The sequence below is a fragment of the Cellvibrio sp. PSBB023 genome, assembly GCF_002007605.1.
Classification (GTDB): domain Bacteria; phylum Pseudomonadota; class Gammaproteobacteria; order Pseudomonadales; family Cellvibrionaceae; genus Cellvibrio.
The window spans coordinates 2,439,502-2,464,465 of sequence record NZ_CP019799.1 but is presented as its reverse complement, the minus strand read 5'-3'; the positions used below and the strand labels follow the sequence as shown (position 1 = coordinate 2,464,465).

At 51.2% G+C, this 24,964-nt stretch carries 13 protein-coding genes; 2 read left to right on the top strand and 11 right to left on the bottom strand.

Annotation, left to right across the window (positions count from 1 at the left end):
• Window positions 1-139: 139 nt before the first annotated feature.
• Window positions 140-2,131: an LTA synthase family protein gene (locus tag B0D95_RS10750; protein WP_246841576.1), complete on the top strand. Its 1,992-nt coding sequence runs from the start codon at window positions 140-142 to the stop codon at window positions 2,129-2,131.
• 104 nt (window positions 2,132-2,235) lie between these two features.
• Here the strand turns inward: B0D95_RS10750 and B0D95_RS10745 are convergent, their stop codons facing one another.
• From B0D95_RS10745 to B0D95_RS10705, 9 genes are all read right to left on the bottom strand, one after another.
• Entirely contained in the window at window positions 2,236-6,156 is a 3,921-nt protein-coding gene (locus tag B0D95_RS10745; protein ID WP_246841575.1) for a LamG domain-containing protein, read from the bottom strand.
• A gap of 188 nt (window positions 6,157-6,344) precedes the next feature.
• On the bottom strand, window positions 6,345-7,928 hold the full coding sequence (locus B0D95_RS10740; RefSeq protein ID WP_246841574.1) for a carbohydrate-binding protein: 1,584 nt from the start codon (window positions 7,926-7,928) through the stop codon (window positions 6,345-6,347).
• A 207-nt stretch (window positions 7,929-8,135) separates the two neighbouring features.
• The gene (locus B0D95_RS10735) at window positions 8,136-9,239 is read right to left on the bottom strand and encodes an acyltransferase family protein (RefSeq protein WP_078045714.1); all 1,104 of its coding nucleotides are present in this window, start codon (window positions 9,237-9,239) and stop codon (window positions 8,136-8,138) included.
• Between the two features lie 70 nt (window positions 9,240-9,309).
• Window positions 9,310-10,857 carry a tryptophan halogenase family protein gene (locus tag B0D95_RS10730; protein ID WP_078043899.1) on the bottom strand — a complete coding sequence of 516 codons (1,548 nt, stop codon included), beginning with the start codon at window positions 10,855-10,857 and terminating at the stop codon, window positions 9,310-9,312.
• Window positions 10,858-10,968: 111 nt separating this feature from the next.
• Window positions 10,969-14,034 carry a TonB-dependent receptor gene (locus B0D95_RS10725; protein WP_078043898.1) on the bottom strand — a complete coding sequence of 1,022 codons (3,066 nt, stop codon included), beginning with the start codon at window positions 14,032-14,034 and terminating at the stop codon, window positions 10,969-10,971.
• Between the two features lie 363 nt (window positions 14,035-14,397).
• Complete coding sequence (locus B0D95_RS10720) at window positions 14,398-15,969, bottom strand: tryptophan 7-halogenase (protein WP_168172436.1); 1,572 nt, start codon at window positions 15,967-15,969, stop codon at window positions 14,398-14,400.
• On the bottom strand, window positions 15,966-17,525 hold the full coding sequence (locus B0D95_RS10715) for a tryptophan halogenase family protein (protein WP_078043897.1): 1,560 nt from the start codon (window positions 17,523-17,525) through the stop codon (window positions 15,966-15,968). Before B0D95_RS10715 ends, B0D95_RS10720 begins: the two co-directional genes overlap by 4 nt.
• Before the next feature lies 1 nt (window position 17,526).
• Complete coding sequence (locus B0D95_RS10710; RefSeq protein WP_168172435.1) at window positions 17,527-18,807, bottom strand: glycosyl hydrolase family 18 protein; 1,281 nt, start codon at window positions 18,805-18,807, stop codon at window positions 17,527-17,529.
• 136 nt (window positions 18,808-18,943) lie between these two features.
• Window positions 18,944-20,104, bottom strand: coding sequence for an AraC family transcriptional regulator (locus B0D95_RS10705; RefSeq protein ID WP_078043895.1), 1,161 nt, complete (start codon window positions 20,102-20,104; stop codon window positions 18,944-18,946).
• A 40-nt stretch (window positions 20,105-20,144) separates the two neighbouring features.
• Here B0D95_RS10705 and B0D95_RS10700 point away from each other — a divergent pair, with 40 nt between their 5' ends.
• On the top strand, window positions 20,145-20,348 hold the full coding sequence (locus B0D95_RS10700) for a hypothetical protein (protein ID WP_078043894.1): 204 nt from the start codon (window positions 20,145-20,147) through the stop codon (window positions 20,346-20,348).
• Window positions 20,349-20,559: 211 nt separating this feature from the next.
• On the opposite strand, the gene B0D95_RS10695 is transcribed toward B0D95_RS10700, so the two are convergent.
• Together B0D95_RS10695 and B0D95_RS10690 are read right to left on the bottom strand one after the other, a co-directional pair.
• Window positions 20,560-21,729, bottom strand: coding sequence for an efflux RND transporter periplasmic adaptor subunit (locus B0D95_RS10695; protein ID WP_078043893.1), 1,170 nt, complete (start codon window positions 21,727-21,729; stop codon window positions 20,560-20,562).
• Entirely contained in the window at window positions 21,722-24,937 is a 3,216-nt protein-coding gene (locus B0D95_RS10690; protein ID WP_078043892.1) for an efflux RND transporter permease subunit, read from the bottom strand. Before B0D95_RS10690 ends, B0D95_RS10695 begins: the two co-directional genes overlap by 8 nt.
• Window positions 24,938-24,964 lie beyond the last annotated feature (27 nt).

Here is a 24,964-nt window from a genome sequence, read left to right as displayed (position 1 = left end):
CCCCTCGCTTGCTTTGAATATTCGTTATTTTGAGCGGCGCTCTGTGTCCAGCCCGTGTTCAGCATGGTAATTTAAGTTTGTCTTAAGTTTTCCTTGCTAGATTTTCCGGGATGTATGTTCTTTAAACAGGTTTGGGTGGATGATGAATAATAAGAGTAATAAGGATTGGCTGTCGGCGGGGAATGTTACTGGCCCCTATGTGTATTTATTCCGCATGGCAGTGTTTGGATTAATTTTGCTCAGCGTGAGCCGCGCCGGATTGGTGTTGTGGCAAGCTGAACGGGTGATGGCAACGGACCAACTGGTTGCCATTCTGCTGCAAGGCGTGCGCGCCGACCTCATTTTGATTTGCCTGTGGGCGATGCCCGCGGTGTTGTTAGTACCTTTCTTGTCGTATTGGCGGCGGTTTTGGTTTTCGCTCACCTTTTATTGGGCCTGGCTCGGGCTCGCACTGATAGTGTTTATCGAGCTGGCGACCCCGGCGTTTTTATTGCAGTTTGATGCGCGCCCCAATCGGTTATTTGTTGAATACCTTCGTTACCCCAAAGAAGTGCTGTCGACTTTGTTGTTTGGTTTTACCGGCGCGTTCATTGGCGGCACTACATTAACTGTCCTGTTTGGTGCCTTGCTGTTCAAACTCTTGCGCGTGCGCGATGCGCATTTAACGGTTTGGTCCTGGCGCAAGAATCTGGTGCTCTGGCCACTCGTTTTCTTATGCGTGTTTATGGGTATTCGCTCCACCACCGATCACCGCCCGGCCAACCCGGCGTTCTTCGCTATTACTGGCGATGCCATGGTGAATTCGCTGGTGATTAACTCAGGTTATTCGGTGCTCTATGCGATTTACAACATGAAGCACGAAGCGCGCTCCAGTGAAATTTATGGCAAGTTGCCAGTCGATGAAATGCTGTCGCGCAGTTTGGATTGGCCCTGGCTTAAAGGTTATCAATTTGCCGATAAGGAATTCCCCACCTTCCATTACCAGCGTGCGGTGAACGCACCAGCCAAACCCTTGAATTTGGTGATTGTGTTGCAAGAAAGTATGGGCGCCACTTTTGTGGGCGCACTTGGCGGTGTGGGGGTGACGCCCGAGTTGGATAAGTTGGTGGATGAGGGCATTTGGTTTGAGCGACTCTATGCCACCGGCACGCGTTCCGTACGTGGAATAGAGGCCGTCGTCGCCGGTTATCCGCCAACACCTGCGCAGAGTGTGGTGAAGCTGTCCAAAAGCCAGCGGGATTTCACAACCCTCGCCTCCGTGCTTAAGAGCGCGGGGTATAGCACGCAATTTATTTATGGCGGTGAGGCGCACTTTGACAATATGCGCGGCTTTTTTACCGGCAATGGCTTTAGCCAGATTGTGGATGTAAACCAGATCAAGAATCCTGTGTTTATTGGTAGCTGGGGCGCGAGTGATGAAGATTTATTCAATACAGCTCATCAACAACTCTCTGAGTTGCATCGCAGTGGCCAACCGTTTTTCTCGCTGATTTTTACCTCCAGTAACCACGAGCCCTTTGAATTTCCCGATGGTCGCATTGATCTGCATGAGCAGCCCAAAGATGTGGTGAACAATGCAGTGAAATATGCTGACTGGGCTATGGGGCAATTTTTTGCAACGGCGAAACAAAGTGATTATTGGCAGGACACTGTATTTCTGGTGGTGGCTGACCACGATAACCGGGTGTATGGCGATAACCTGATTCCCGTGGAAAAGTTCCAAATTCCCGGCTTGGTGTTGGGCGGCAGTATTAAACCGGCGCGCATCAGTGAATTGGCAAGCCAGATTGATTTAGCACCGACCTTGTTATCGCTGATGGGCGTGTCCAGTTGCCATGCAATGACCGGGCGCGATTTTATGATGGATCCCTCCAGCCCTGGTCGCGCCATATTGCAATTTGAAGATTACTTTGCACTGATGGAGCCGGAAAAAATAACCCTGTTGAAACCGGATGCCAGCGCAGTCATTGCCAATTACGATGAGGCGAGCAAGGATTTGGTATTGCAGCGCCCGGCGGATGAGGAAGAAAAACGCAAGGCGCTGGCACTGGTGCAATTGCCGTCCTATTTATACCGCGAGCACAAATACGGTCACGGCACCCATTGCCCGGCGCCCACTGGCGTGAATTAGCCCGGCGCCCAATGGCGTGAATTAATAGTTACGCTCATCAACAACAATAACCCCGCTGGTATTCACCGCGGGGTTATTTTTTACGCGGGGTTATTTTTTAATAGCTACTTTCGGTTTTCCTCACTATCACTCAGCAGCACTGTGTTATTGAGCTGGGTGATTTCTGCTTCTTGATTGCCATCGTTATCCTCACTTAATGCCACGCGCACTTGCGTATTTTTCACATCTATATCGCGCGGCAATCTGAGTGTTACTGGCGCGTGCTGCGGAAGTAATGCTGTGGGCGCGGGCAGTGGCGGTATCTTGTGTTGTGCGATGACTTTTCCATCAAGTGTTTCCAACAATAAGATTGCGTCGGGTGTGTCTTTGTGGCCCAGGCTGTGCACGGTTACCTGCAAGCTTTGCCCTGTGCGCACAAGATCGCCGCGCCCTATACCCAGGTCAGCGCGCACTTCCACCGGTGTGCCAGCGGCAACTAATTCCATCTCCAGAATCAGGGTTTGTTTGGGTGGAAAGCTCACCTGAAGGCTGCGTGTTTTTTCAAAATCGAATTCGCGCTGGGAAAGCGGAGTATCTATATGATCGTCGCCGTCAGTGTCTATTCCGCTGCGTAACTGCCAGCGTCCGGCGCTAATGTTCCAGCCAGTCATTTGTGCGGTTTGAATCTTATCGCTCATATTGAAGGCGATGACTTTAAATTTTTCCTGCTGCGCCCGGGGCATGAGCAGTGCCACTTGCACCGCGCCTTCGGGGTCATCAAACCGCCAACTGACCCTATGACCGGGGTAAGTTCTGTTGCGGCTCAGTGCAATGCCGCCCAAGCGGGCGCGCTGTAACAATTCATGTCGGGAATCTACCCGGTCGCTCCACCAATGGCCCTCGGTATTGAAATACATGCTTTGGGATTTTTGACGGATATTGTCGGCGTACAACTGCTCCAGATAGGCTTTATCGCCGGTATTTTCCCAGGCGATAAAGTTTTCAAAATCCCTATCGGGGCCAGCGGCAGCGGTGAGGGTTTTGCCCCAAGTGTCGCGCTTGCCGAGTTGATCAGTCACATTGTCATTCAGACGTGAGAGTGAGCCGAGACCCGCGCGCGCAATGCGGTTGTCGATAACCTGCAAGTATTTGGCGTCGTTGGTCCAATGCCATGCGCTCCAAAACAAGGTGGGGACATCGCCGGCACCGGCACCGCGATGGATTTCGCCGCCGCGGGTGGCGCCGGTGCGCCAGTTAATTTCATTGGGCAGTGTCCACTGGCCATCGTCTGCGGTGTAGCCATAGGCCAGGTAACCGTCGGCGAGCTTGGTGACTAGGTTGCGACTGCGGCGGTCGGCGTTAAATTCACCGAGCATAATGGCGGGGTGCATAATCGGAAAAGAGTAGGGCTTTTGCCATTCCCAATTGCCTTCGCCGTAGATTTTTTTACCGCTGAACCAGTTGCTGGAAAACAGCCAATGGCCTTGTGGATTGGGTTTGATAATGGTGTGCAAGGCGTTCACGGTTTCCATCAAACGCTCGACCGCCCAAGGCTGGCCCCAGTTGAGCAACAGCAGCGCGCTATTGGTATTGATGCCTTCCTCATAGGCGTGCAACTCATCGGTTTCAATGGTGCCCAAGCCGTTGGTAAACATGCCGTTGCGATAGGCGGCATCGGCCAGCGCCGTGATGGAGCGATTGATCTTGTCGGGATCAACTCCCATCAGCGCCAGCGCGGGCCATTGTTGCACCAGATCGGAGTCGTCGGAAATCCCGCCGCCAAAATCGCCATAGTCCACTTGCCGCTGGTCAATCCACCAATTGATCTGGTGGCGCACCAGCTTCAGTTCTTCGGTTTGGCGAAAGGCCCAGAGCGGGATTCCTGCCGGCGCTGTGGGCTGGGTGAAATCGGGCAGGCCTTGGTTGCCGTAACTCATGTAGGCCCAGTAAAGGCGGCCCAGAGTGTGGTCCGGGTCAACCCGCAGCAGGTCGCTAATGTCGCGGTGCGCGCGGCGGTAGAGTTGCTGGCGCTGGGAGGTAGTGTGTTCCTCCACCAAAAAGCCCCAGTTATCGCGCACCTGGTTAAAGCGGTCGGCCCTATGTTCGGCCAGTGCCTGGGCGCGGGGTTTGAAAATCAGGCGCACCTCAGCATCGTTAAGCAGGCTGCTGTTGAATTCCGGTGCGGCGGAGGCGATGGTGAAATAGAGGCTGTCATCGGTGAGTATGCGATCGCGCAGGTCCAGCCACAGGGTATAGGGTTGGTTGGGCTTGATCGAGACGGAGATGTCCAGCATATCGCGCATTGGCCAGAGGGGATCTTTCACGCGGATGTTGAGCGGGATTACCCCGCCCTTGTGGGTGGGTTTGAGCCTGAGGGCTGGCAGGTCGATGGCGATACCGTCCAGTCCATGGTGCATATTTTCCCAGCCGTAGGCCCAACTGCGGGTGAGTGCCTTACCCGCCGGCGCGTGGCTTAGGCTGGCGGGAATCAGTACATGCACCAGTGGTTGATTTTGCACGGGTGTCCCATTGTAGTTGTCAGGGGCATTGTCATGGGAACTGTCGCGTTTACGCAGTGTCGCCCCGCGCGGTGCAGCAATCACGGTATCGCGCTCGGCGGTAGGGTGGCGCCCGGCAATAAACTCACGCAGTGGGGCGAGATTGTCAAAGTCCGGTGCGGCGTCGGCGCGAATGCGATAGCGCAGTGTGACACTGCCTTGCGGCTCGGGGTTGGTATCGACCTTATAGGCCCAGAATTCCTGGATTGGTGTCTCTTGCTTGCGGTTGCTAAAGCGCAGTTGGCCGCCTTGCAGAGGAGGCAATTCATACACGCTACGCACACTGCCTTGCGGGCGCCGTTGCAGGGTTTTAAAACGCTCATCGGCACTGGCGCGATACTGCAGTTCGCCATAGGCGGCGCCGCGAATTTCCACGCGATTAATGGGCTCGTCCGGCAGGTAAATATCAAAGTGTTTACCGCCTTCCACATAGGTATTCCAATCCGGCAGTTGAAAGTAATCACTGCGTCCCGGTAAGCGTGAACGGTTGTAAACCCCCGGCCAGGTTGTTTCGGCAATGCCGTCGGTGGCTTTCCACATCCATTGTTTTAAATCGCGGGTATCGCTCAGTTCCACTTTGCGAAAACGATTGGTGCCGGGTTTGAGCAGGGGTGGTGGTGTGTTCTGCTCCCAGCCATGACGATAGGCCCAGGCCTGCTGCGCCTCATTCTGTGCGATCTGACTGGGCGTGCTGGTTGTGAGTGCGTTATTGGCGGCCAGCGCGGCGGCCTCAGTGGCATCCACCATGGCATCATAAATGCGCAGCTCGGCAATATGGCTGCCGCGCAAAAAGTTGTAGCGGCTTTGTACCTGATGGGGCGATAGCACTCGTCCAGCCAACCCGAACTGATCCAGGCCGCTGTCAAAATTACCCGGTGCATTCAGGGTTTTGCGCACGACTTCTGTGCCATCCACATAGAGGATCACACCGCGCTGTTCATCCCAACTGAAAGCGATATGCAGCCACTGCTGCGGTGCGGGTTTGGTTGGCAAATGGTAGGAGACACGAGTGCGGGCGAGATTGGCGTCGGTAACAAAGGCATCAAAACCGCTGCCATTCCAGTCGATGCGCAGCCAGGCCATGTCCCAACTGCTGTGATCGGCATAGCCCACGCGGAAAATCACAAACGGCGCCTCGCCCAATGGGTAACCGGCGCGCCAGAAAAAGCTCAGGGTACCGCGTTGGGCGTAGATATTGCCCGGCGCATTCCAGCTCAGCACGCCTTCATCTGCCCACTCAATGGCCCAGCCTTGATTGCCCTGTGCATCCTGAATACCGGTGTGAGTGCGGGTAATGCCATCGCGAAAGTTAGGCTCGGCATCGCCTCCGGCCTGATCCGCCGTGAGGCTGTCGCGCGCGGAGACATAAAACAACAGCTCCGGTGCAGCGAATGCTGAGGTGCTGTAGATCAGGGAACTAAAGATCAGGGAGCTAAGGAGTAATACACAAAACAGTGTGGCAGGGCGTAACCAGTAAAACCGTGTCATTGAATCAGGTTCCAGATCGTTATGGGTTATGGTTTGCCGATTCAGTGATTTATTGTTATGGAGTGCCAGTAGGTGCTGGCTATAGGTGTTGAGTGTAGTGCCTTTTTATTCAGTCACAACCAAAAAAGCGGATCTGCATGCAGATCCGCAAAGTCCGGGAGGACATCGGGAGAGAAAAACCCGTGGGGTTAAAGTTTGGTGATGCGCAGCCAATTGATATTCCAGCCACTGGCTGGTGCGTAAATGCCCAGGCTATGAGTGCCTGCGGTGATAGAAACCGTATGTGACACGGTGGTCCAGTTTTGCCAGCCGCCCGTGGCAGGAATAGCGACTTGCCCCAATTGGGTGACGCCGGCATTTAAATCCAGCGACAAACTGGCCCCACTGGGGCTGGCAACGCGGTATTCCACTTTGTAGGTGCCGCTGCTGGGGAAATTGATATTGGCGTAGCTCATCCAATCGCCGGTTTCAATCCAACCTACATATTGTCCGCCACCGGTATCGGTGGTGATATCCAACTGCACACCACTCATGGCGGTGTAAGCTTCTGCCTGGATCAAACGCGAAAACGCGGCGCTGCTGGAGGCGGCACTGCTGGAGCTTCCGGCAGTAACCACACCATAAGGTGGTGATAAGGTTGCGCAGGTTTGGATACCGACGCAGTCGGCATTATTTTGCCAGCCCCAACCACTGTTGATGTGGGTACAAATCGCGTAGAGCGTGCCCCACCAATTGCACTGTTGCGCTGCCGCACTGCTTGAACTTGAGCTACTGCTATTGTTATTAATATTTTGTACATAGTTGATGCCAGAGGCGCGCAAGCTTGCCACTTTTTGTGGAACTTCCGAGGGCGGTACCAGGTTGTCTTTTTCAAAATAAACCCAGTCCACATCTTCATAATATTCGCGGTAATTACTGTTTTTAAGATAGCCGCGCGTATTGCACGCTGCATCAAAGCAATCGTTGCTAAACCACAATTGGAACATTAAATACATTGGATAATCAGGCGCGACTGCACCGCTGAAAGAGGTTTGGTAAGCGCCGTCGATATAAAACGCAATATGTCCATCGGTCACTTGCATGACCAGTGTATGCCAGCCTTGCAAACTACCTTGTGTGCGCGTGACACCGTGGTTGCTCTCATCACTCCAATCAACAATACGATAAGTTCCCGACCACATACTCGGCGTTGCTGAACCTGTCCACCAACCGCCGTTGGGCAGGTATTCAAAATCGATTTCACTGTAGGGTTCAGCACCTTCAATATAATCCGTTAAACCAAAAAATGTTTGGATTACGGTATCGCCATCGGGGCCGGTACTGGGCGCGTCATTAAAATACATGCGCGCAGCCCAGGTACCATTTTTATAAATTTGTTCAACACGCGCGACTTCTGCCTGAGACACACTGCCCGTGGTGGAATTGTTGTTGGCAATATTATTGCCGTTGATATTGGTGCCTGCTTTCAGGCGCATAAATTTGTTGGATGGCAATGCCGGGTCGGTCACAAACGAAATATTATTGGCGCTCCAACTGCCATTGGCCAAGCCCGGTCCACCGGCCCAGGTGCGCACACGCCAGCCGTTATTGCTTAACTGGGTATTGTTGGAGTAATTAAAATCATCAAACAGAATTTGCTGCGTTTGTGCCATGCCCTGTGGTGCAAAAAAAGTGACTGCCAACAAGCTCGCTGCCCCTGCACAGCAGTGCCACTTTTTAAGTAATAAGCTACGAATGGCGGATAAACCATGGGTGATCGGAAAGTCATTCATTATCGTTAATCCTTAAGGTTGTGTAGGTTAAAACGTCCAATGAGTACGACGGGTTAACATTGGTGCGCATTCACTACGCTAGCACCGGCTAAAAACGGCAACAATCGACAAACCTAAAGTCACACCTGATGACACGAAAGTCGAACATGGGGCAAAAAAGTGAAACACATTTTCGCTACAGGGGTCACAGGGTTAAAATTGCAAGCATCACACCCGGATAAAAATGTTGTGGCGGTAGAGCACCCAACTCACACACCAAAACAGCATGACATGCAGCAGTGCAAACGCCAGCGAGGCCATGGCTGGTGGCAAGAATGTGGCTAATTGCAGAAATAATCCTTCATAGAGTGTGGTGCCTGTCGCATTGGTGTGAATGTAGGTGTAGCCATGAACCCAAAACGGCGCCAGCATATAAATAAAAATGGAATTGGAACCGTAAATAATAAATGGCGCGGATAACCACTGTATTTTTTTGATATCCACAATCCACACAAATAACGCGAGTGCGAGGCAAAAATAACCGGCGCTGTACACTACAAAAGAACTGGTCCAGAGTGATTTATTAATAGGCAGCCATATATTCCAGGCCAAGCCCAATAAAATGCCAAGTGCACCCAACGCTAACAAGCGGTAGAGGCTGCCAAGGCGATCCGGTTGTACCACTAAAAATCGGGTGAGTTCAAAACCCATTAATACATTCACAACCGCAGGCAGGGTGCTGAGTAATCCTTCCGGGTCAAATGGAACGCCTTTGCCGCTGTACATATGTTCGGCGCCAAGCAGAGCTATATCCAACTCGACCACAATATTGGTGTGCAATCCATAGGGATCGGCATGGTTGTTCATGGTTAGCAATAACCAATAACCGAGTAATAAACAGAGGCCGATGCAATACACTCCCGTGCGTGTCACACCCAGCACAATAAATGCCGCCATGGCATAGGCGAGGGCGATGCGCTGTAACACGCCCATAATGCGCAAATCCTCCCAACCGCCTAACACACCGTTAAATATCAGGCCCAGTACAAAAATAATTAACGAGCGTCGCAGAATCATTAGCGCCAGTGGTAGTGATAATCGCAGCGCATGTTTTTGCAATGAAAAATACATCGCCGAGCCCACAACAAACAGAAAAAAGGGAAACACCAAATCTGTGGGGGTGCAGCCATGCCAATCGGCATGGGCAAACGGTGGGTATATAAAACTCCATGAGCCTGGGGTGTTGACCAGAATCATCATGGCAATGGTAAAACCGCGCAGCGCATCAAGCGCCAGGTAACGCGTTGAATTCAGTGTTGTTAATGCTGTCATCTGGGTCGCAATCCAAAATAAAAGGTAGAAAGATCCGGTGTTAAAAACGGCTTGTAAAAATAGCGATTGGTTAATGATTTTTAGATGCAGCGCAATGCGCGGCAATATATTCCGCGTGGGTTGGCATGGCATCGGCAGCGCGTTGTACCACAGCCTTAATTTCCTGCATGATGCGATGAAATTCATTGGCCTCCACTTGATTAGCCAGTGGGTGATAGTGGCGCGGGCGCAAGCCTTGCCCCTGCATCACCGCAAACCAACTCACTTCATCAAATAATTCATTGTTATCACGGAACAAGCGGCCACTGGCTTCATACAAATCCAATTTCTTTTGCAAACTCTCCGGTACTGGCATGTGGCGACAATAATTCCAAAAGTCGGAATCGGTACGTTGGGAAACCTTGTAATGCAAAATAATAAAATCGCGCACAAACATAAATTCAGCGGTGAGTAGCTCGTTGTATTTGTCAATTGTGCTTTGCTCAAAATCAGTGGTGGGTAGCAGCGCAATTAATTTGGAAATGCTGGATTGAATCAGGTGAATACTGGTGGATTCCAGCGGTTCCAGAAAGCCACTGGCCAAGCCCATGGCCACACAGTTTTTATTCCAGAATTTACGGCGCATACCGGTTTTGAAACGAATAAAACGCGGTTCGGCCAGCGCATCGCCATCAATATTTTCCAACAGTATTTTTTTTGCCTGTTCATCATCCATGTATTTACTGCAAAACACATGGCCATTGCCCGTGCGATGTTGCAGTGGAATAGACCATTGCCACCCGGCGCTGTGGGCGGTGGAACGGGTGTAGGGACGCGGTTCGGAGATGTTATGGCTGGGGACTGCTACGGCAGTATCGCAAGGGAGCCAGTGGGACCAATCGTCATAGCCGGTATTCATGGCTTGTTCAATCAGCAGGCCACGAAACCCGGTGCAATCAATAAATAATTGTGCGCTGAGGCTTTCGCCATTTTTTAATAGCAGCTTATCCACAAAACCGTCTGTGCTACGCAATAGGACTTGTGCAATTTCACCCTCAATGCGCACTACACCGCGTTCTTGGGCAAAATGGCGTAAATACTTGGCGTAAAGGCTCGCATCAAAATGGTAGGCATAGGCAATTTGCGACAGCGGTGAATTGGGAATGTTGGCCGGTGGCATAAAGCGGCCACGCAATGCCGCCTGAATAGCAATAGAAAACTCGCCCGGGTTTTGTGTGTGCCCGGCATCTGCCAACCGCAACCAATAATGATAAAAACTTAAATAGCCCATACTCATGCCGTAGGAGCCAAAGGGGTGTATATAGGCATTGCCCAAGCTGCCCCAATTTACAAATTCAATCCCCAATTTAAAGGTGCCTTGGGTGTGTTTAATAAAATCATGTTCATCAATGCCGAGCATTTGGTTGAATTTTTGAATGACCGGAATAGTGGCTTCACCGACACCGACGGTACCTATGTGATCCGACTCCACTAACCGGATGCGGCAGGGGTTGTTTTTATAGACATGGGATAGTGCCGCGGCGGCCATCCAGCCTGCGGTGCCTCCGCCGACAATTAAAATATCGGTAATGCTGTTGTCTTCTGATGAATGATCGGGTGCAAATTCGTGTGTATGCATTGCGCGCTCCCCACTGGATACTGCTGTGCCTGGCCGTTAAAAAAACATTGCACGCCATGAGCGCAGGGCTATAACGTGCGATGTTTTTGTAAAGTCACAACCGGTGATTAATTAAAACGTCGCCCGCAGTGACAGTGCATAACGTCTGTCGGTCAGCGAATAGTTTTTCGGTGTGGTAATGCCGTCCTGATTGAACTGGGTGCGCGTCAGCGTCATTTCATCCAGAAGGTTACTGCCTTCAATACCAATACGAATATTGTCGTTCACCGTGTACCAAATGGATGCGTCCAAATATCCCTGGTCTCCGCTGTAAATGGGCGCAAAGGAGTTGGCATCGCGGCGGGTGAGCAAATATTCGGAGCGCCAGTTGTAGGCCAGGCGCGCTTCTATATTTTCGTATTGATACATGAGTGCCGCGTTGTAGGTTTTTTCTGACAAACCGGGCAGCGGCAAATTGTTGAAATTGCGGAACGCATTGCGATCGCCACCCACCGATACACTGGTGCCTAATGTGGCATCTTCCAGATCGTCTTGTGAGATGTAGGTGTAGTTAAATTGCGTGCCCAAGCCACTCCAGAATCCGGGCAGGAAATCATAGAATTGTTGGTAGGCAATTTCGAAACCTTGAATCGTGCCTTCACCTTCATTCACCTGGCGACGCACCAACATATCCATAGTGGTGCCGTTCACAGGATTGGTCACGGTGGTTTGGTAATTGCGTTCGCGGAATAAATTACTGATGTCTTTGTGGAACAAACTCAGCGTTAATGACCCCACATGACTGAAATACCATTCGGCAGTTAAATCGATTTGATCTGACTCTTCCGGTTGCAAGTTGGGGTTGCCACCTACACCGTTGGCAGAGACTTTCATATCGATAATGGTGCCGGGATTGGCAGGGTCATCCGTTGAGGTAACGGCGGCATTGTAATTGACGGTATTGCGCATATCGTAAAGCGAGGGGAAAAAGATCGCTTTGGAAAACGCCACGCGCGCGATGACCTCATCGGTAACACCCACACTGATATTCAGTGTGGGCAAGGTAGTGGTGTAGGTTTTCGGTTCAGCAACATTAATGGTTGAACCATCGCCATTAAAAAATTGCGCATAGGTGGGGAAGTTTTGCTCGTAATATTCCTGCGCAACATCGCCCAGGCCCGGCGCATTAAAGCGTGAAGTGCCGGTTGCTTTCACTCCATAGCTTACATAACGCAAACCCAGGTTGGCTTTGATCGGCATGGCCAATTCGTCGTTTGCAAAATCAAAACGCACATAGGCTTCCTGGCGATCAATTGCCGTTGTCACAGTTTCGTGGGGTAAATAGCCTTTGGCATCGGCGGGTTGGCCATCAATGGTGACGCGTTTGCTGCGATTGAACCAGCCGCCATTGTTCAAACCGTTTTCCATGAGAAAATCATCGTAAGCCAACAAATTTTTCTCTTGGGTGTTGCTCATGCGTGGGAACAGGAAGGCGCGGTTATCGCCCGTTAAACCTTTGCCGCCCATAAAGTCACCACCAAAGTGGACGGTTTCATACAACTCCGGGTTGCCCGCCATGCCGGCAGTGGGTGCTGTGCCCCAGGTGTGTGACACGGCGCCCCAGTTAATGTATTCATCGTCCTGTGTGGTGCGATCTATATCTGAAAAATAGGCGCCACCGGCAATGGATTTTAACCAGCCACTGTCAATTTGGTATTCCACATCGGCGGTGAATGAATCCATGGAACCTTTGGCATCGACATTGGTATCCATGATCGACACTTGATAGTAATCACACGCACCGGCAGGGTCAGACAAATCGGTTGTGCCGGGGTTTGCTCCTGGTGGACACCAATCCGGTACACCACCGCTGGCATTGGTTCCCAAAAATTTTACGGTGGGAACTTTGGTGCGCAAATCGAGGTACACATCCGACATGGCAAAGCGATTGTTGATGGTGTTATTTTCGCGATCGTAAGTGGTATCCAGTGTTTGGTAATCCAGCTCGATTTTCCATTTGTCATCGGGGGTAATAACCAGATTAAAACTGGCGTCTTCCACAATACTTTCCGTGCGATCACCGCGCGAGGATGCCAGGTAAGCCACATTCCACGGATAGGTAATGGTGCCGCTGGTAAAGAAACCCTTTTCATCAAAGGTTGCATCGTTTCCGACCAGTACCGCGTTGGTCAGGTCGGCATCAAAACCTTGTGAACTGGTGGTTGGAAACAGCACGCGCTCACGCCAACTTTCTTCCGAGGCAGAGCGAATAAATTCGGCGGTGGCTTTGATGGTTTGATCGGTGTTTTGCCATTGCAGTGCTGCATCAAAACCAGTGCGATCGCGAGTGGAATCTGCCGTTTGCACCCAGGGGCCGGTAGGCATGTAGAGCGTTTGCCCGGCATAACCCGGCAGTTCGGTGGAGCCAAGGGTGGGGAATTCCGTTTGGTTGGCACTGCGCTCGTAGAAGTTGGTCAGGTTAATGCCATCGCCACGGGCGGTAAATTCCGAGGTGGAGGCGCTGATTAAAAATCCGAACTCACCGGCGTCGGTATCCCAGCGATCACTGAATAAACCCGAGTAGGATGGTGACCAGTCGTCGACCAAATCACCGTAGCTGCTTTTGGCAGACATAAAAATTTTGCGGCCATCCATATCCAGTGGTTTGCGTGTGATCAAATTGACCGTGCCCGCAATGCCGCCGGCAATAATATCCGATGTTTGGTTTTTGATAACTTCAACCGTGCCCACCAATTCGGGCGGGATATCTTCATAACTCAAGCCCGACGTCCAGTTGCCCGCGCTGAAGGATTCGCGCCCGTTGAACTGACTGTGCACACGATCCAACCCGCGCACCAACACACCGCGTCCTTCCGCTGCAAAATGGTTTGGGTCAGTGGGCGCCGCAAAACGGCCCACGGTTACGCCGGGTACACGCTGCAACGCTTCCGTCACACTCTTGTCTGGCAGGGCACCGATATCCGATGCGGTAATCACATCTTTCACCGTATCGCCGTCGCGCTTGAGTGCTTGTGCATCCTCAAGGCTGGTGCGAATACCTTGCACCGTTACTTCTTCAATATCCTGATTTGTGTTTGTTTGTGCAAAGACCGGCGCGCTTAGCGCCACTATCGACATCGCCAGCAGGGATTTTTTAAATCGCTGCCCGATTATTTTCTCATCTGTGTTGTAACCCATAACCAACCCCTTTAATTTTCACGAATAAGTAAATGGCTTGGTGTTGTGCGTAATGTGTAACCCATTGTCACAAAAACGCAGTAAATCAAGCCATTTCCGAATCTAGCACCCGTGTTTTTGGGGTTCTACAAGGCAAAAAAACTCGAACCAAATCTACTAAAAGTCAAACCTGGCACGTCGGCGTAAAGTCGAACCTGGTATTCAGGTTAAGTGTGATAGGGAAATCGATTGGCTGTGGCGCCGCGGAATAGAGCTGTTGAATAGAACAGTGGAATGCGATAGTGGAATACGATAATGGAATAGCACAGCAGAATAAATCAGCGGGGAATGATAGCAAGAAGCGGGATCAATAAGGCAGTGTGATTAGGTGTGACTCAGTTGTTGCTGGTGTAAATACAGCGCCTGCTCCGGCATAGCATTGGCAGCCGCGGCTATACGTTTTTTCATGGACTCCAATTGTTGTTCAACCCAGTGTGCATCCATCGTATTAATCAAGGGGTTGGTGCGCTCAGGCCAATAACCATTGCCCAATAGTAGCGATGTCCACATCCCGGCGGAAAAGGTTTCGCCTTCATAAAAAGGAATGTGACCGCGCTGCTTAAATAACTCCAACTTGTAAGCCAGACGATCCGTTAATGGATTGGTGTGAATATTCTGCCAAAAATCGTTGTTGGTTTTTGCGTTACTGGCTTTTGCATGGCGATTATTCGCGGCAAGGTAGTAATGCAGCGCATGAAAATCCTCGATGTGATCATATTCAAGGTGAGTGAGGCGATTAAATTCGGCGGCGTTATAGTGAGCCGGTAAGTGCGCCGGTAACAATTGGAGAAAGCGCAACAGCGCGCTCTGCACCAAATGCAAATGACCTGCGCCCAAGGGGCCCATGCTGCCTGCGGCTTCACCCAGTGCCAGACAATTTTTATACCAAAAGCTGGCGCGCCGCCCACTGCGCAGAGGTTTGACCTGCGCATTTTCAGCATCACCCAGTGTACGTACGGCGAGTTCGCTGCTGGTGAAATCGGCGTGATAAAAATATTGTTGCTCGCAGTGGGTTTGGCTGCCCAGTGTTTGTATCCAACCTGCTGCCGCTGTGCGTAATTCCCGATGCGAGGGCAGCGTTTGCTTGAGGGCTATATGGCGTGCATGACTCACAACATGGGTCATCGGCAAGGTATTTACTCGCGATTGCCAGGCCACATCGAGTTGCTTTTCAATGAGCCTTGCCTGTGCACCGCTGCAATCAAGATAAAAATCAGCCGTAATTTCCCCGTTAGCTGTTAACCCGGAATAGTGTTGTGCGTTACCGAGTGGCGCGAGGTGGAGGGATGCAATATTGCCGTCATGGTGTTGTTGTATGGCGACGGTTTCTGCCTCCACATGCATTACCTTTAAGTGCAGTGCAAATTCGCGCAAATAATTCGCGTAACTGGCAGTGTTTAAACACAATCCATAATAGAGTGTGGACAGGAGGGACGACTCCTGAACCGATGGGTGACAAAAGCGCCCGCGTTTTGCTGCAACGGCCGCGAGTGAATAATCATCGTAGGCCAGTGCATGGCCCTGTAAGTGGCGACTAACAACATAGTGCGAAAAGTCGATACGATTCAGCATAAAACCGTGATCGTTGTAAGGCATAAAATACGCCTGTCGAGCATCAGACCAGGCATTAAAATAACTTGCCAATTGAAAGCTGGCTCCGGTGGCGGCAACCAGTTCGTTTTCGGCCAGCCCTAACCAGCGGTGAAAAGCAACGCAAGCAGGCGTTGTTGCCTCATTGTGTAAATCCAGTTGCCGGTGTGCGGGGTGATCTATGACCACAATGTCTATGCCCAAACCGCGCAGCCCTTTTGCCAGAGCAAGTGCCGCTGTCCAACCCGTCAGGCCGCCGCCCATAATGACAATGCGTTTGAGCGATTGAGTGTCAGGTGACATCATGAAAACACTCCGTACAAACTCATAGCTGCCGGTGGCCATGTTGTTTCGCTGTGCGGATTATTGCAGTAACGCTGGATGCTATTGGTGTGGCTCGGCATCGCATTAACGCCCGTGGCAATAGTGTTGCGCAAGCTGTGCAAATAATCGCGCAGGTGTTGTATGTCCAGTGCGTTAACCGCCGGGTGATAAGCGGTGGGGATAATCCCTTGCCCCATATACACGGCCACCCAACTGGGTTCCAAAAACATGCCTTGTTTGTAGCGTTCAACATGTCCCTGCTCGCGGAACAGTTGCATTTTGTAGTGCAGGCTTTCGGGGATGATCATGGTGCGGCAATCATTCCAGAAGGCGGAGTCATCGCGCTGTGTTGCGTGGTAATGCAGAATCAGAAAGTCGCGAATGCGTTCATATTCATTGGCCATGGTGCGATTGAATTCATGGCGATTGGTCTCTTCCATCGCCGCATCGGGGAAGCATTCAACCAGTGTCATAATGGCAATTTGAATTAAATAAATACTGGTGGATTCCAATGGCTCCAGAAAACCGCTGGATAAACCAATCGCCACACAATTTTTATTCCAGGACTGCACCCGTCGCCCGGCCTTAAAACGCAAATAATGTAAATTGGCCAGTGGTTCGCCATCCAGATTGTGTAACAGGTTATGGGCTACTTCATCATCGCTAATATGATGACTGGAATACACCTGTCCATTGCCAGTGCGGTTTTGCAAGGGAATTCGCCACTGCCAACCCGCCGTGCAGGCAATGGCTTTAGTATAAGGCAGGGGTTCGCGGGTTTTGCTGGAGGGAACTGCAATAGCGCGATCACAGGGGAGCCAGTGGCTCCACTCTTCAAAATCCGTTTTTAAGGTGTCGCTAATTAACAAGCCGCGAAAGCCAGAGCAATCAATAAATAAATCACCGGCCAATTGCGCTCCCGAATCCAATTCAACCGCGCGAATAAAACCGCTATCGGGGTGTTGCTCCACGCGGATAATTTTCCCTTCCACCCGTGTTACACCGCGTGTTGTGCTGTAGTCGCGTAAAAAACTGGCGTAAAGCGATGCGTCCAAATGAAACGCGTAACTGTATTTGGAAAATAGGGAATGCGTGTCGCGATGGGGATAAGCAAATTTTTCAGCGTAAGCGGCAACTACACCAACAGAATAATCCCCAATGGGATGGGGATCGCCGGATTGCTGCAGTTTGAGCCAATAGTGATGAAAGCTGATGTCGTTGCGCGCTTGCCCATAAATCCCAAACGGATGGATGTAGCGGTCGCCCCGTTTTCCCCAGTGAGAAAATTCAATGCCTAATTTGTAGGTGGCATTGGTTTTTTGCATAAACTCATTTTCGTCGATGCCCAGCACTTGGTTAAAAAAACGGATGTGTGGCACAGTGGCTTCACCCACACCAACTGTGCCTATTGCATCGGACTCTACCAACTGAATGTGGTATTGCTGCGGGGGCAAAAATTTTGCAAGGGCTGCCGCAGTCATCCAGCCTGCGGTGCCACCACCAACAATTACCACATTGCGCAAGGTATGGGATGTCATCTCAACGCGCGTGCGCGGTGCGAGTGAAACATAAAACACGTAGCGACAATAACAGCGACAGCAGCAAGGTGCTTATTGCACCCAAGCTACCACCACCGGAAGATTTGCTATCGCCAGTCGTGGTTGCCGAGGAGGCTACTGCAGAAGATGCGGGCTGTGCACTGCTGCTGGCTGCAACTGAACTGCTGGCGGCAGAGGATGAACCGGTCGCGATTTGTTTGATTTCATCATCAATCACTTTCAGCAAACTATTGGCGGCGGCAGCGTCTTGCGACAACTCCCAAATCATCACGCCTGAGCCTTGCTCCAAACCCAGTTTGGTTTTGGCTTTGATGGTGGCTGCGCCGTTGTAGGTAATGTAATTGCACCCTGCGCAGGCGGTGCCAATCAGATCGCGATTGGCGGCGTCGGCCCCGAATTCGGCAAGGATGCTGGCATAGGTGTAATCGGATTTATAACTGCCAAATCCGTAACCATAAAAAGGCACACCCAGGACTAATTTTTCTTTGCTCAGGCCGCGATTTTTCCAGATGTTTACATGGTCCACGGCCATGGCGTAGGTAGAGTGTTCGGCACCGGCTTGACCCCAGCTTGGGCCAATCGCGTCATAGGACATGATGTTGACGAAATCAAAATAGCCAATGGAGGATTCGGGAATCATGCCGCCCACGTAAGAAGCCGTGGCGCAGGTTAATAATTTTTGACGGGCAACCAGTTGCGCCGAGAGTTCTTGGATAAAGGGGGTGTAATTTCCGGCGTTATCGATATTGGTTAAGAGTACGCCTTCGATATCAATATCAATGCCATCCAAACCAAAATCTTCCATAAAGGCAATCAGGTTGTTGACCAGTGCCTGACGATTTGCCGGCTGCAACAGGGTTTCCCAATTGCCCGAGCAGGCGGGAATAACACCGCCCGCTACCGATGCCAATACTTTCACACCAGCGGCTTGTGCTTTATCGATAACATAGCGCACCTCAGCGGCGCTGACATTGCCGCCTTGCATTCCGGGCATACACGTCATAGTGCCGTTTTCCACTAATTTTCCCTGTGCATCAGGGTTAGTGAACGACAGATTGATGTGGGTCAGTTTGCTTAAATCGGTTTTATCAATCGCCGCTTTCATGTCGGTAAAGCTGGCGATGTAACCAATCACTTTGGTTTCGGCATGGGCGTGGGTCGCCCAGAGTTGGATAGAGCTGACACAGAGTAAAACAATGCCGAACGCAATGGCGAGGCGTCGCCCGCAGGCGTTAATTATAGAATGATGAGTAGTCACCACAGGTATCTCCGCTATTGACCTCACTGCACCCATTTGCAGCGGGATTTTATTAGTAACAGCTTCAGCACACCCTGTGCTACCGGTAAACCCAAACAAAAACCTGAACTACCAAAAGTATTACCTGGGACAAATACACTCACAGCAAGTGTTGTTGTCGGTAGTAACTGGGGGTAACACCAACGGTTTTCTTAAACGCTTGGTTAAAGACCGATTTACTGTTAAAGCCGCAGCTTTTCATGATCTCGCTAATCGGTTGTTGGCCCAGGGTTGAATCGGCCAAACGCTTTTTGGCTTCAGCGACACGATAGGTGCCTATCAACTCAAAAAAATTCATATGCAATTGATTATTAATGGTGCAGGAGAGCAGCTTGGGTGACACATTTAATTTAATCGCCAGGCGCTCAACCGTAATGTGGGGTTCCAGGTAGGGTTTATTCTGTTCCATAAAATCGGTCAGCTTTTCTACCAATTGTTGTTGCGGTACTTCTGCCGGTGGTTCAGGGGCGATGGTGTGCTCTATTTGAATATCGGAAAACCCGTTCGAGTTTTTTAATAAATACACAACCAGTGCACTCATATAAATCAGATAAAAATGGCTTTCAAATTCGCCCAGAAATTCCGCGTCAAACAAGTGGATAAAGCGGGTATCCACCAGCGTCATCATGGTCCAGCTATTCAGGAAGAAGAAACCGATCAGCAGCAGTTTCAGCCACTGTAAATCGACACGGTTTAACACGCAGTGATGGGCGCGCAGGTGATGCAGGTATTGATGGAGTTGGTACACACACAGCGCACTGTAGGTAAAGAGCGCCACGCGCTGCGCCCAGATCAAGCCTTCAAAGTAAGGGTCGGAAGTGACATGGGCCCAATCGTGGATGTAAAGCAGCTTTTGCTCGGGCGTCAGTTGGTGGAATATCTGGTAAATATAAATCGGGTAGCACACCGCCGGTAGCAGGTGCAGGGCATCGCGCCGGGTGAGGGCGAAATCGCGAAAAATAGAGGCGCGGGTAAACCAGAATAACAGCGGCCCTTGCAGGAAAAAGGCAAAACCAAACAAAAAGAAAAAGTTGGCTGACACCAGTGACAGGGTATCGCGCACATTAATATTCCAATAGACCAGCGTATCAAAAGTACGCAGTGCGCCCAGGAAAAAAAACAGTGCCAAAAAATGCCAATAGAGCTGCTTGATTCGCCCTTGTTGTTGCGAAAAAAATAACAGGCTCGCCAGAACCAACGCGTGAAAGCCGCTAAACAGCAGCGAAATATCGTTGATATTAAACAGTGCTATTTCAACCATATGAGTCTACCGATAGCGCGGGTCATCATAGATAACGTATTTGTATTCGCGCAGCATCTATCGCCTCACGTATTACTACGCGCGCAAGGGCTTGCGTCTGCACCCACTGAGTTATTGTTCGTCACCTGAGCCAAAGGCCGAGCCCTTGGCTGTGCCAAATTACACCTCATTGGACAACGTTGTCAATCGTGGGCGTAATTTCGCCCTCTCCAGCGGTTTGTCTGGCAAATCCCGTGCCGATTAAGGGAAGTACTGAATAATCTTGAGTGGGGAAACAGCAGCGCTGGTTAGTTGCACTGTTTGCCGCGAGTGCGGGTTATGGCGCTATATCATCTGCTACATACTGCTGTCTGCGGTTGTGCACTAATGTGCGTCACCGCAGGGTGGTGGGTGATTATTTTTGTGCGTGTTGTGTTGGCTGTAGTGTTTGCGCCTATGTAATGCTTATCGCTTTATTACTCAACGACCCGCACTTCATCGCCACTGCGAATCGCGTCTGGTGGTGTGGTAATAATCCGGTCAGTTGCTGTAATGCCTGCCACTATTTCTACCCTTGTGCCTTCATCTCGCCCGATTTTTACCGGTTTGAGTTGAACAATATTGTTGGCGTCAATGGTGGCGATGGCAGGTTGTTGGTCGCGGTACAAAATGGCGCTGCCGGGGACGCGAATGCGATCCTGGGTATTGGGGAGTGTGAAGCTGACTTGGGCATAGGCACCGGGCATTAATTCGCCCTGGGTGTTGTCGGCTTGCAATTCGACCAGCACTGAACCCGAGGTGACATCCACGGCACGAGTGCTGCGGGTGACGGCGGCGGGGAAGGTTTTGTCACTGTGTTCGGGCAGTGATAGTTCAGCGTGTTGACCGGCTTGTATCTGGGTCACGTAATGTTGTGGCACGTGCACAAACACACGCATCAATCGGGTGTCGGAGATGGTGAAGAGTGGCTTGGCGCTTGATGTGCCGGCAACCACTAATTCGCCAATTTGTGCGGTGCGGCTGGTGACTTGCCCGTCAAAGGGGGCGGTGAGTTTGGTAAACGCTTGCAGTGATTCCAGACGGTTTACATTTGCAATTGCTGCATCGGCGGCGGCTTTTTTGGCCTCTGCATCGCGTACGCGCTGCTCCACTGTTTCGCGGGAAATGGCGCCGCTATCGCGCTTCATTAATTGAGTAGCGCGATTAGCCATGCTCTGCGCATTATGTTGCTCGGCAAGTGCGGTGGCGTAAGCGGCTTTCGCTTGCGCTAACTGGTGTAGCAATTCCGGTGCGTCCAATATTGCCAATAGCTGCCCCTTTTTTACGGCATCGCCAATATCCACCAACCATTCTTTGATGTAGCCATTGGTTTGCGCGTAAATGGCCGCGCTATTCAGCGGCTCCAAATTGCCGGGCAGAACCAGGGTGTCGGTTTCATTGCTGGCCGCGGCGGTAATGACTGACACGCTCGGTATAGCCGATTGGGCCGCAACCTGTGCGAGCTGTGCGGTGGCATTACTGCGCTGCCAAATACCCATGCCAGCGAGCGCAATACCAATAACGCTGATAATAATGCCCTGTTTGATTAATCGGCGACGAAACTGGTGTGAATCAACCATGGGGACTGGAATGTGTTGGTTAGACATTGTGTGGCATTAACTCCGCATTGTTGGTCGAGTTGTTTGCAGATGTATTTATGTGTTGACGATGGGCCAAACTAAATACGGCAGGCACAAAAAATAAAGTAGCGATTGTGGCGGTAATTAAACCGCCAATAACAGCGCGACCTAAAGGTGCATTTTGCTCCGCTCCTTCACCTATGCCGAGCGCCATAGGAATCATGCCAATAATCATTGCCAGAGCCGTCATGAGTACCGGACGCAAACGCACATAACCGGCCTCCAATGCCGCTTGGAGCGGATCGCCGATTTCGGCTAGACGGTCACGCGCAAAGCTGACCAGAAGAATGGAGTTTGCGGTGGCGACACCCATACACATAATCGCCCCGGTTAAGGCGGGCACAGATAATGGCGTGAAAGAAACAAAGAGCATCCACACAATACCGGCGAGAGCAGCGGGTAATGCAGAAATAATAACGAACGGATCTTTCCAGCTTTGAAAATTCACTACGATTAAAAAATAAATCAACACAATGGCGCCGAGCAAACCATAACCCAACCCACTAAAGGCGATATTCATGGTTTGGTATTGGCCGCGCAAGGTGACGCTGGTTCCCGCAGGACGTTCACTGTCCAATTCGGCGATGATGTTATTTATATCGCTGGCAACTGAGCCCAAATCGCGGCCTTGGGTGGTGGCGAAAATATTAATCATCGGCTGGATATTGTATTGCGATACTACCGGCAAGGTGGTCGAGCGTGTAATGCTTGCCAGCCCTCCCAAACTTTGTGAGTTGTCGCTCGCACTGGCGATACTGGAGACGGGAATATTTTCCAGATCGCTGATGCTTGCCATTAAATATTCCGGCACCTGTGCAACAACCGGATAAGACACACCATTGGCTGGATTAATGTAAAACACCGGTGCAGTTTGCTGGGTGCCCGCCAGCGAGGCGCCCAGGCTGTTGGTCACATCGCGTGCGGTTAAGCCATATTGACCAATGCGCGAACGGTCAATAGTAATATTCAGTTGTGGCGCACTTTCCGGTTGCTGAATACGTGCATCGGCCACACCGGGAATATTATTGATGCGACGCAACAGTGTTTGTGCAAAGTCACGATTTGCCGCCAGGTTGCGACCTGTCACTTGCACATCAATTGGCGATGGGGAACCGAAATTCAAAATCTGGCTGGTGATGTCCGCCGGTAAAAATGAAAAGCTGGTGCCGGGAAAACGCGCGGGCAATTCCTGGCGCAAACGGGCGATATGTTTGGCCGCGCGATAACCCGGTTTGAGGCTAATCATCATGTCGCCGTCCTGTGCGCTGATGGTGCCAGAGGTGTTGTAGATCATATTCAGCATACTCACCGGCATGCCGACGTTGTTGATAATAGCGTCCAATTCGTCGGCAGGAATATATTCGCGTACCGCGCGTGCAATTAATTCAAAACGTGCGGCACTCTCTTCAATTTTAATCCCGGCCGGTGCGCGCACATGCATCAAAATACTGCTGGAGTCTACGGCGGGGAAAAAGTTTCGCCCCAAAAATGGCACCAGTAAAAATGACACCAGTACCAATGCCATAAAACCAATGGCAAATAATTTGCGTGTGGCAAGTACACCCGCGAGTGATTTGGTATAGGCCGTGCGCAGTTGCTCAAAGCGGTGCTCAAAGTTTTTCTGAAACAGGATAAACGGAGTAAATATAGTTTTCCGCCTGGCAGCGGAGGGTGGTATTTCATCACCAAAGTGATGCGGCTTTAATAAATACATCGCCATGGTTAGCACTACAGTGCGCGATAACAAAAATGATGCCACCATCGCAAACACCACGGCGAGCGCCATAGGCACAAATAAATAGCCGGATATGCCAGGCAAGAAAAACATGGGCACAAATACAATACAAATGCACAGCAATGCTACAAATACCGGAATTAAAATTTCGGATGCGCCATCCATTATCGCTTGGGTAACGCTTTTACCTTCACCCAAATGACGCTCGATATTCTCGATGGTGACTGTGGCTTCATCCACCAAAATACCGATAGCAATGGCGAGGCCGCCAAGTGTCATTGCATTTAAACTTTGCCCGAAAGCATTAAGCACGGCGATCGCCGCGAAAATAGACAGCGGAATGGATGCCGCCACAATGACGGTTGCGCGCCATGACCCCAGAAACAGCAAAATTAACAGCGAAATCAGTGCCGCGACCAGAAGCGCTTCATGCACCACAGTCATCATGGAGGCGCGCACAAACACAGACTGATCCGCCACGGGCAATGCGCTGAGTGAATCACCTAATCCGGCGGTAATTCGTGGCAGTGCTTCTTTAACGCTCTCCACCACGGACAGGGTGGACGCGGCGCCGTTTTTCAAAATCGTCAGTAACACCGAGCGGGTGCCTTCAACCTGCACCACATTTTGTTGCGGACTGTTGCCATCGCGCACCGATGCGACATCGCGAATATAAATCGTTGCGCCATTGACGACTTTGATGGGAATGTCACTCAAGCCTTGAATGGAATCCGGCGCATTGTTGAGTTTTACGTTGTATTGCTGATCGCCGATTTTCATAAACCCGGCTGGGCTGATTTGGTTTTGGGCGGCAATCGCCGCGCTCACATCCGCAGCGGATAAGCCGTAAGACTGGAGCGCAACAGGGTTTAAATCGATCTGGATTTGACGCTGTTTACCGCCCGAGGGTAAAGGCATTGCCACACCGGGCAGTGTGAGTAATTGGGGGCGGATTTGCGCTGTACCCAAATCATTGAGTTGCTGTTCACTCAAGCCTTCACCGGAGAGGGCGATTTGTAATACCGGCACGGTGGAGGCATCGTAATTCACAATAAATGGCGGCGTTATGCCCGGCGGCATGGTACGCAACATGGTTTGTGATACCGCCGTTACCTGGGCGCTGGCGGTGCGAATATCCACTGTGGGTTGAAAGTAAATCCGCACTATGCCCATGCCGGTCATGGACTGGCTTTCGATATGTTCAATATCGGCCACCGTGGTGGTTAGCGCGCGCTGGTAGGGGGTGATGATGCGGTTAGCGACATCCTCCGGCGCAAGGCCACTGTAAGTCCATGCTACGGCAATCACCGGAATGCGAATGGCGGGAAAAATATCCACCGGCATACGCAGTGCGGCAAGGGTTCCGAAGCCTGCAATCAATATCGCCAGCACAATAAACGTAAGTGGCTTTTGCAAGGTGATACGAATCAGGCTTTTCAATTATGCCTCCCTGGTGTGTAGAGTGAG

What these genes read in the sequence shown, in the direction of transcription:
- B0D95_RS10750 (WP_246841576.1), top strand. Translation starts at nt 140, where the DNA reads ATGATGAATAATAAGAGTAATAAGGATTGGCTGTCGGCGGGGAATGTT.
- B0D95_RS10745 (WP_246841575.1), bottom strand. Translation starts at nt 6,156, where the DNA reads ATGACACGGTTTTACTGGTTACGCCCTGCCACACTGTTTTGTGTATTA.
- B0D95_RS10740 (WP_246841574.1), bottom strand. Translation starts at nt 7,928, where the DNA reads ATGAATGACTTTCCGATCACCCATGGTTTATCCGCCATTCGTAGCTTA.
- B0D95_RS10735 (WP_078045714.1), bottom strand. Translation starts at nt 9,239, where the DNA reads ATGACAGCATTAACAACACTGAATTCAACGCGTTACCTGGCGCTTGAT.
- B0D95_RS10730 (WP_078043899.1), bottom strand. Translation starts at nt 10,857, where the DNA reads ATGCATACACACGAATTTGCACCCGATCATTCATCAGAAGACAACAGC.
- B0D95_RS10725 (WP_078043898.1), bottom strand. Translation starts at nt 14,034, where the DNA reads ATGGGTTACAACACAGATGAGAAAATAATCGGGCAGCGATTTAAAAAA.
- B0D95_RS10720 (WP_168172436.1), bottom strand. Translation starts at nt 15,969, where the DNA reads ATGATGTCACCTGACACTCAATCGCTCAAACGCATTGTCATTATGGGC.
- B0D95_RS10715 (WP_078043897.1), bottom strand. Translation starts at nt 17,525, where the DNA reads ATGACATCCCATACCTTGCGCAATGTGGTAATTGTTGGTGGTGGCACC.
- B0D95_RS10705 (WP_078043895.1), bottom strand. Translation starts at nt 20,104, where the DNA reads ATGGTTGAAATAGCACTGTTTAATATCAACGATATTTCGCTGCTGTTT.
- B0D95_RS10695 (WP_078043893.1), bottom strand. Translation starts at nt 21,729, where the DNA reads ATGTCTAACCAACACATTCCAGTCCCCATGGTTGATTCACACCAGTTT.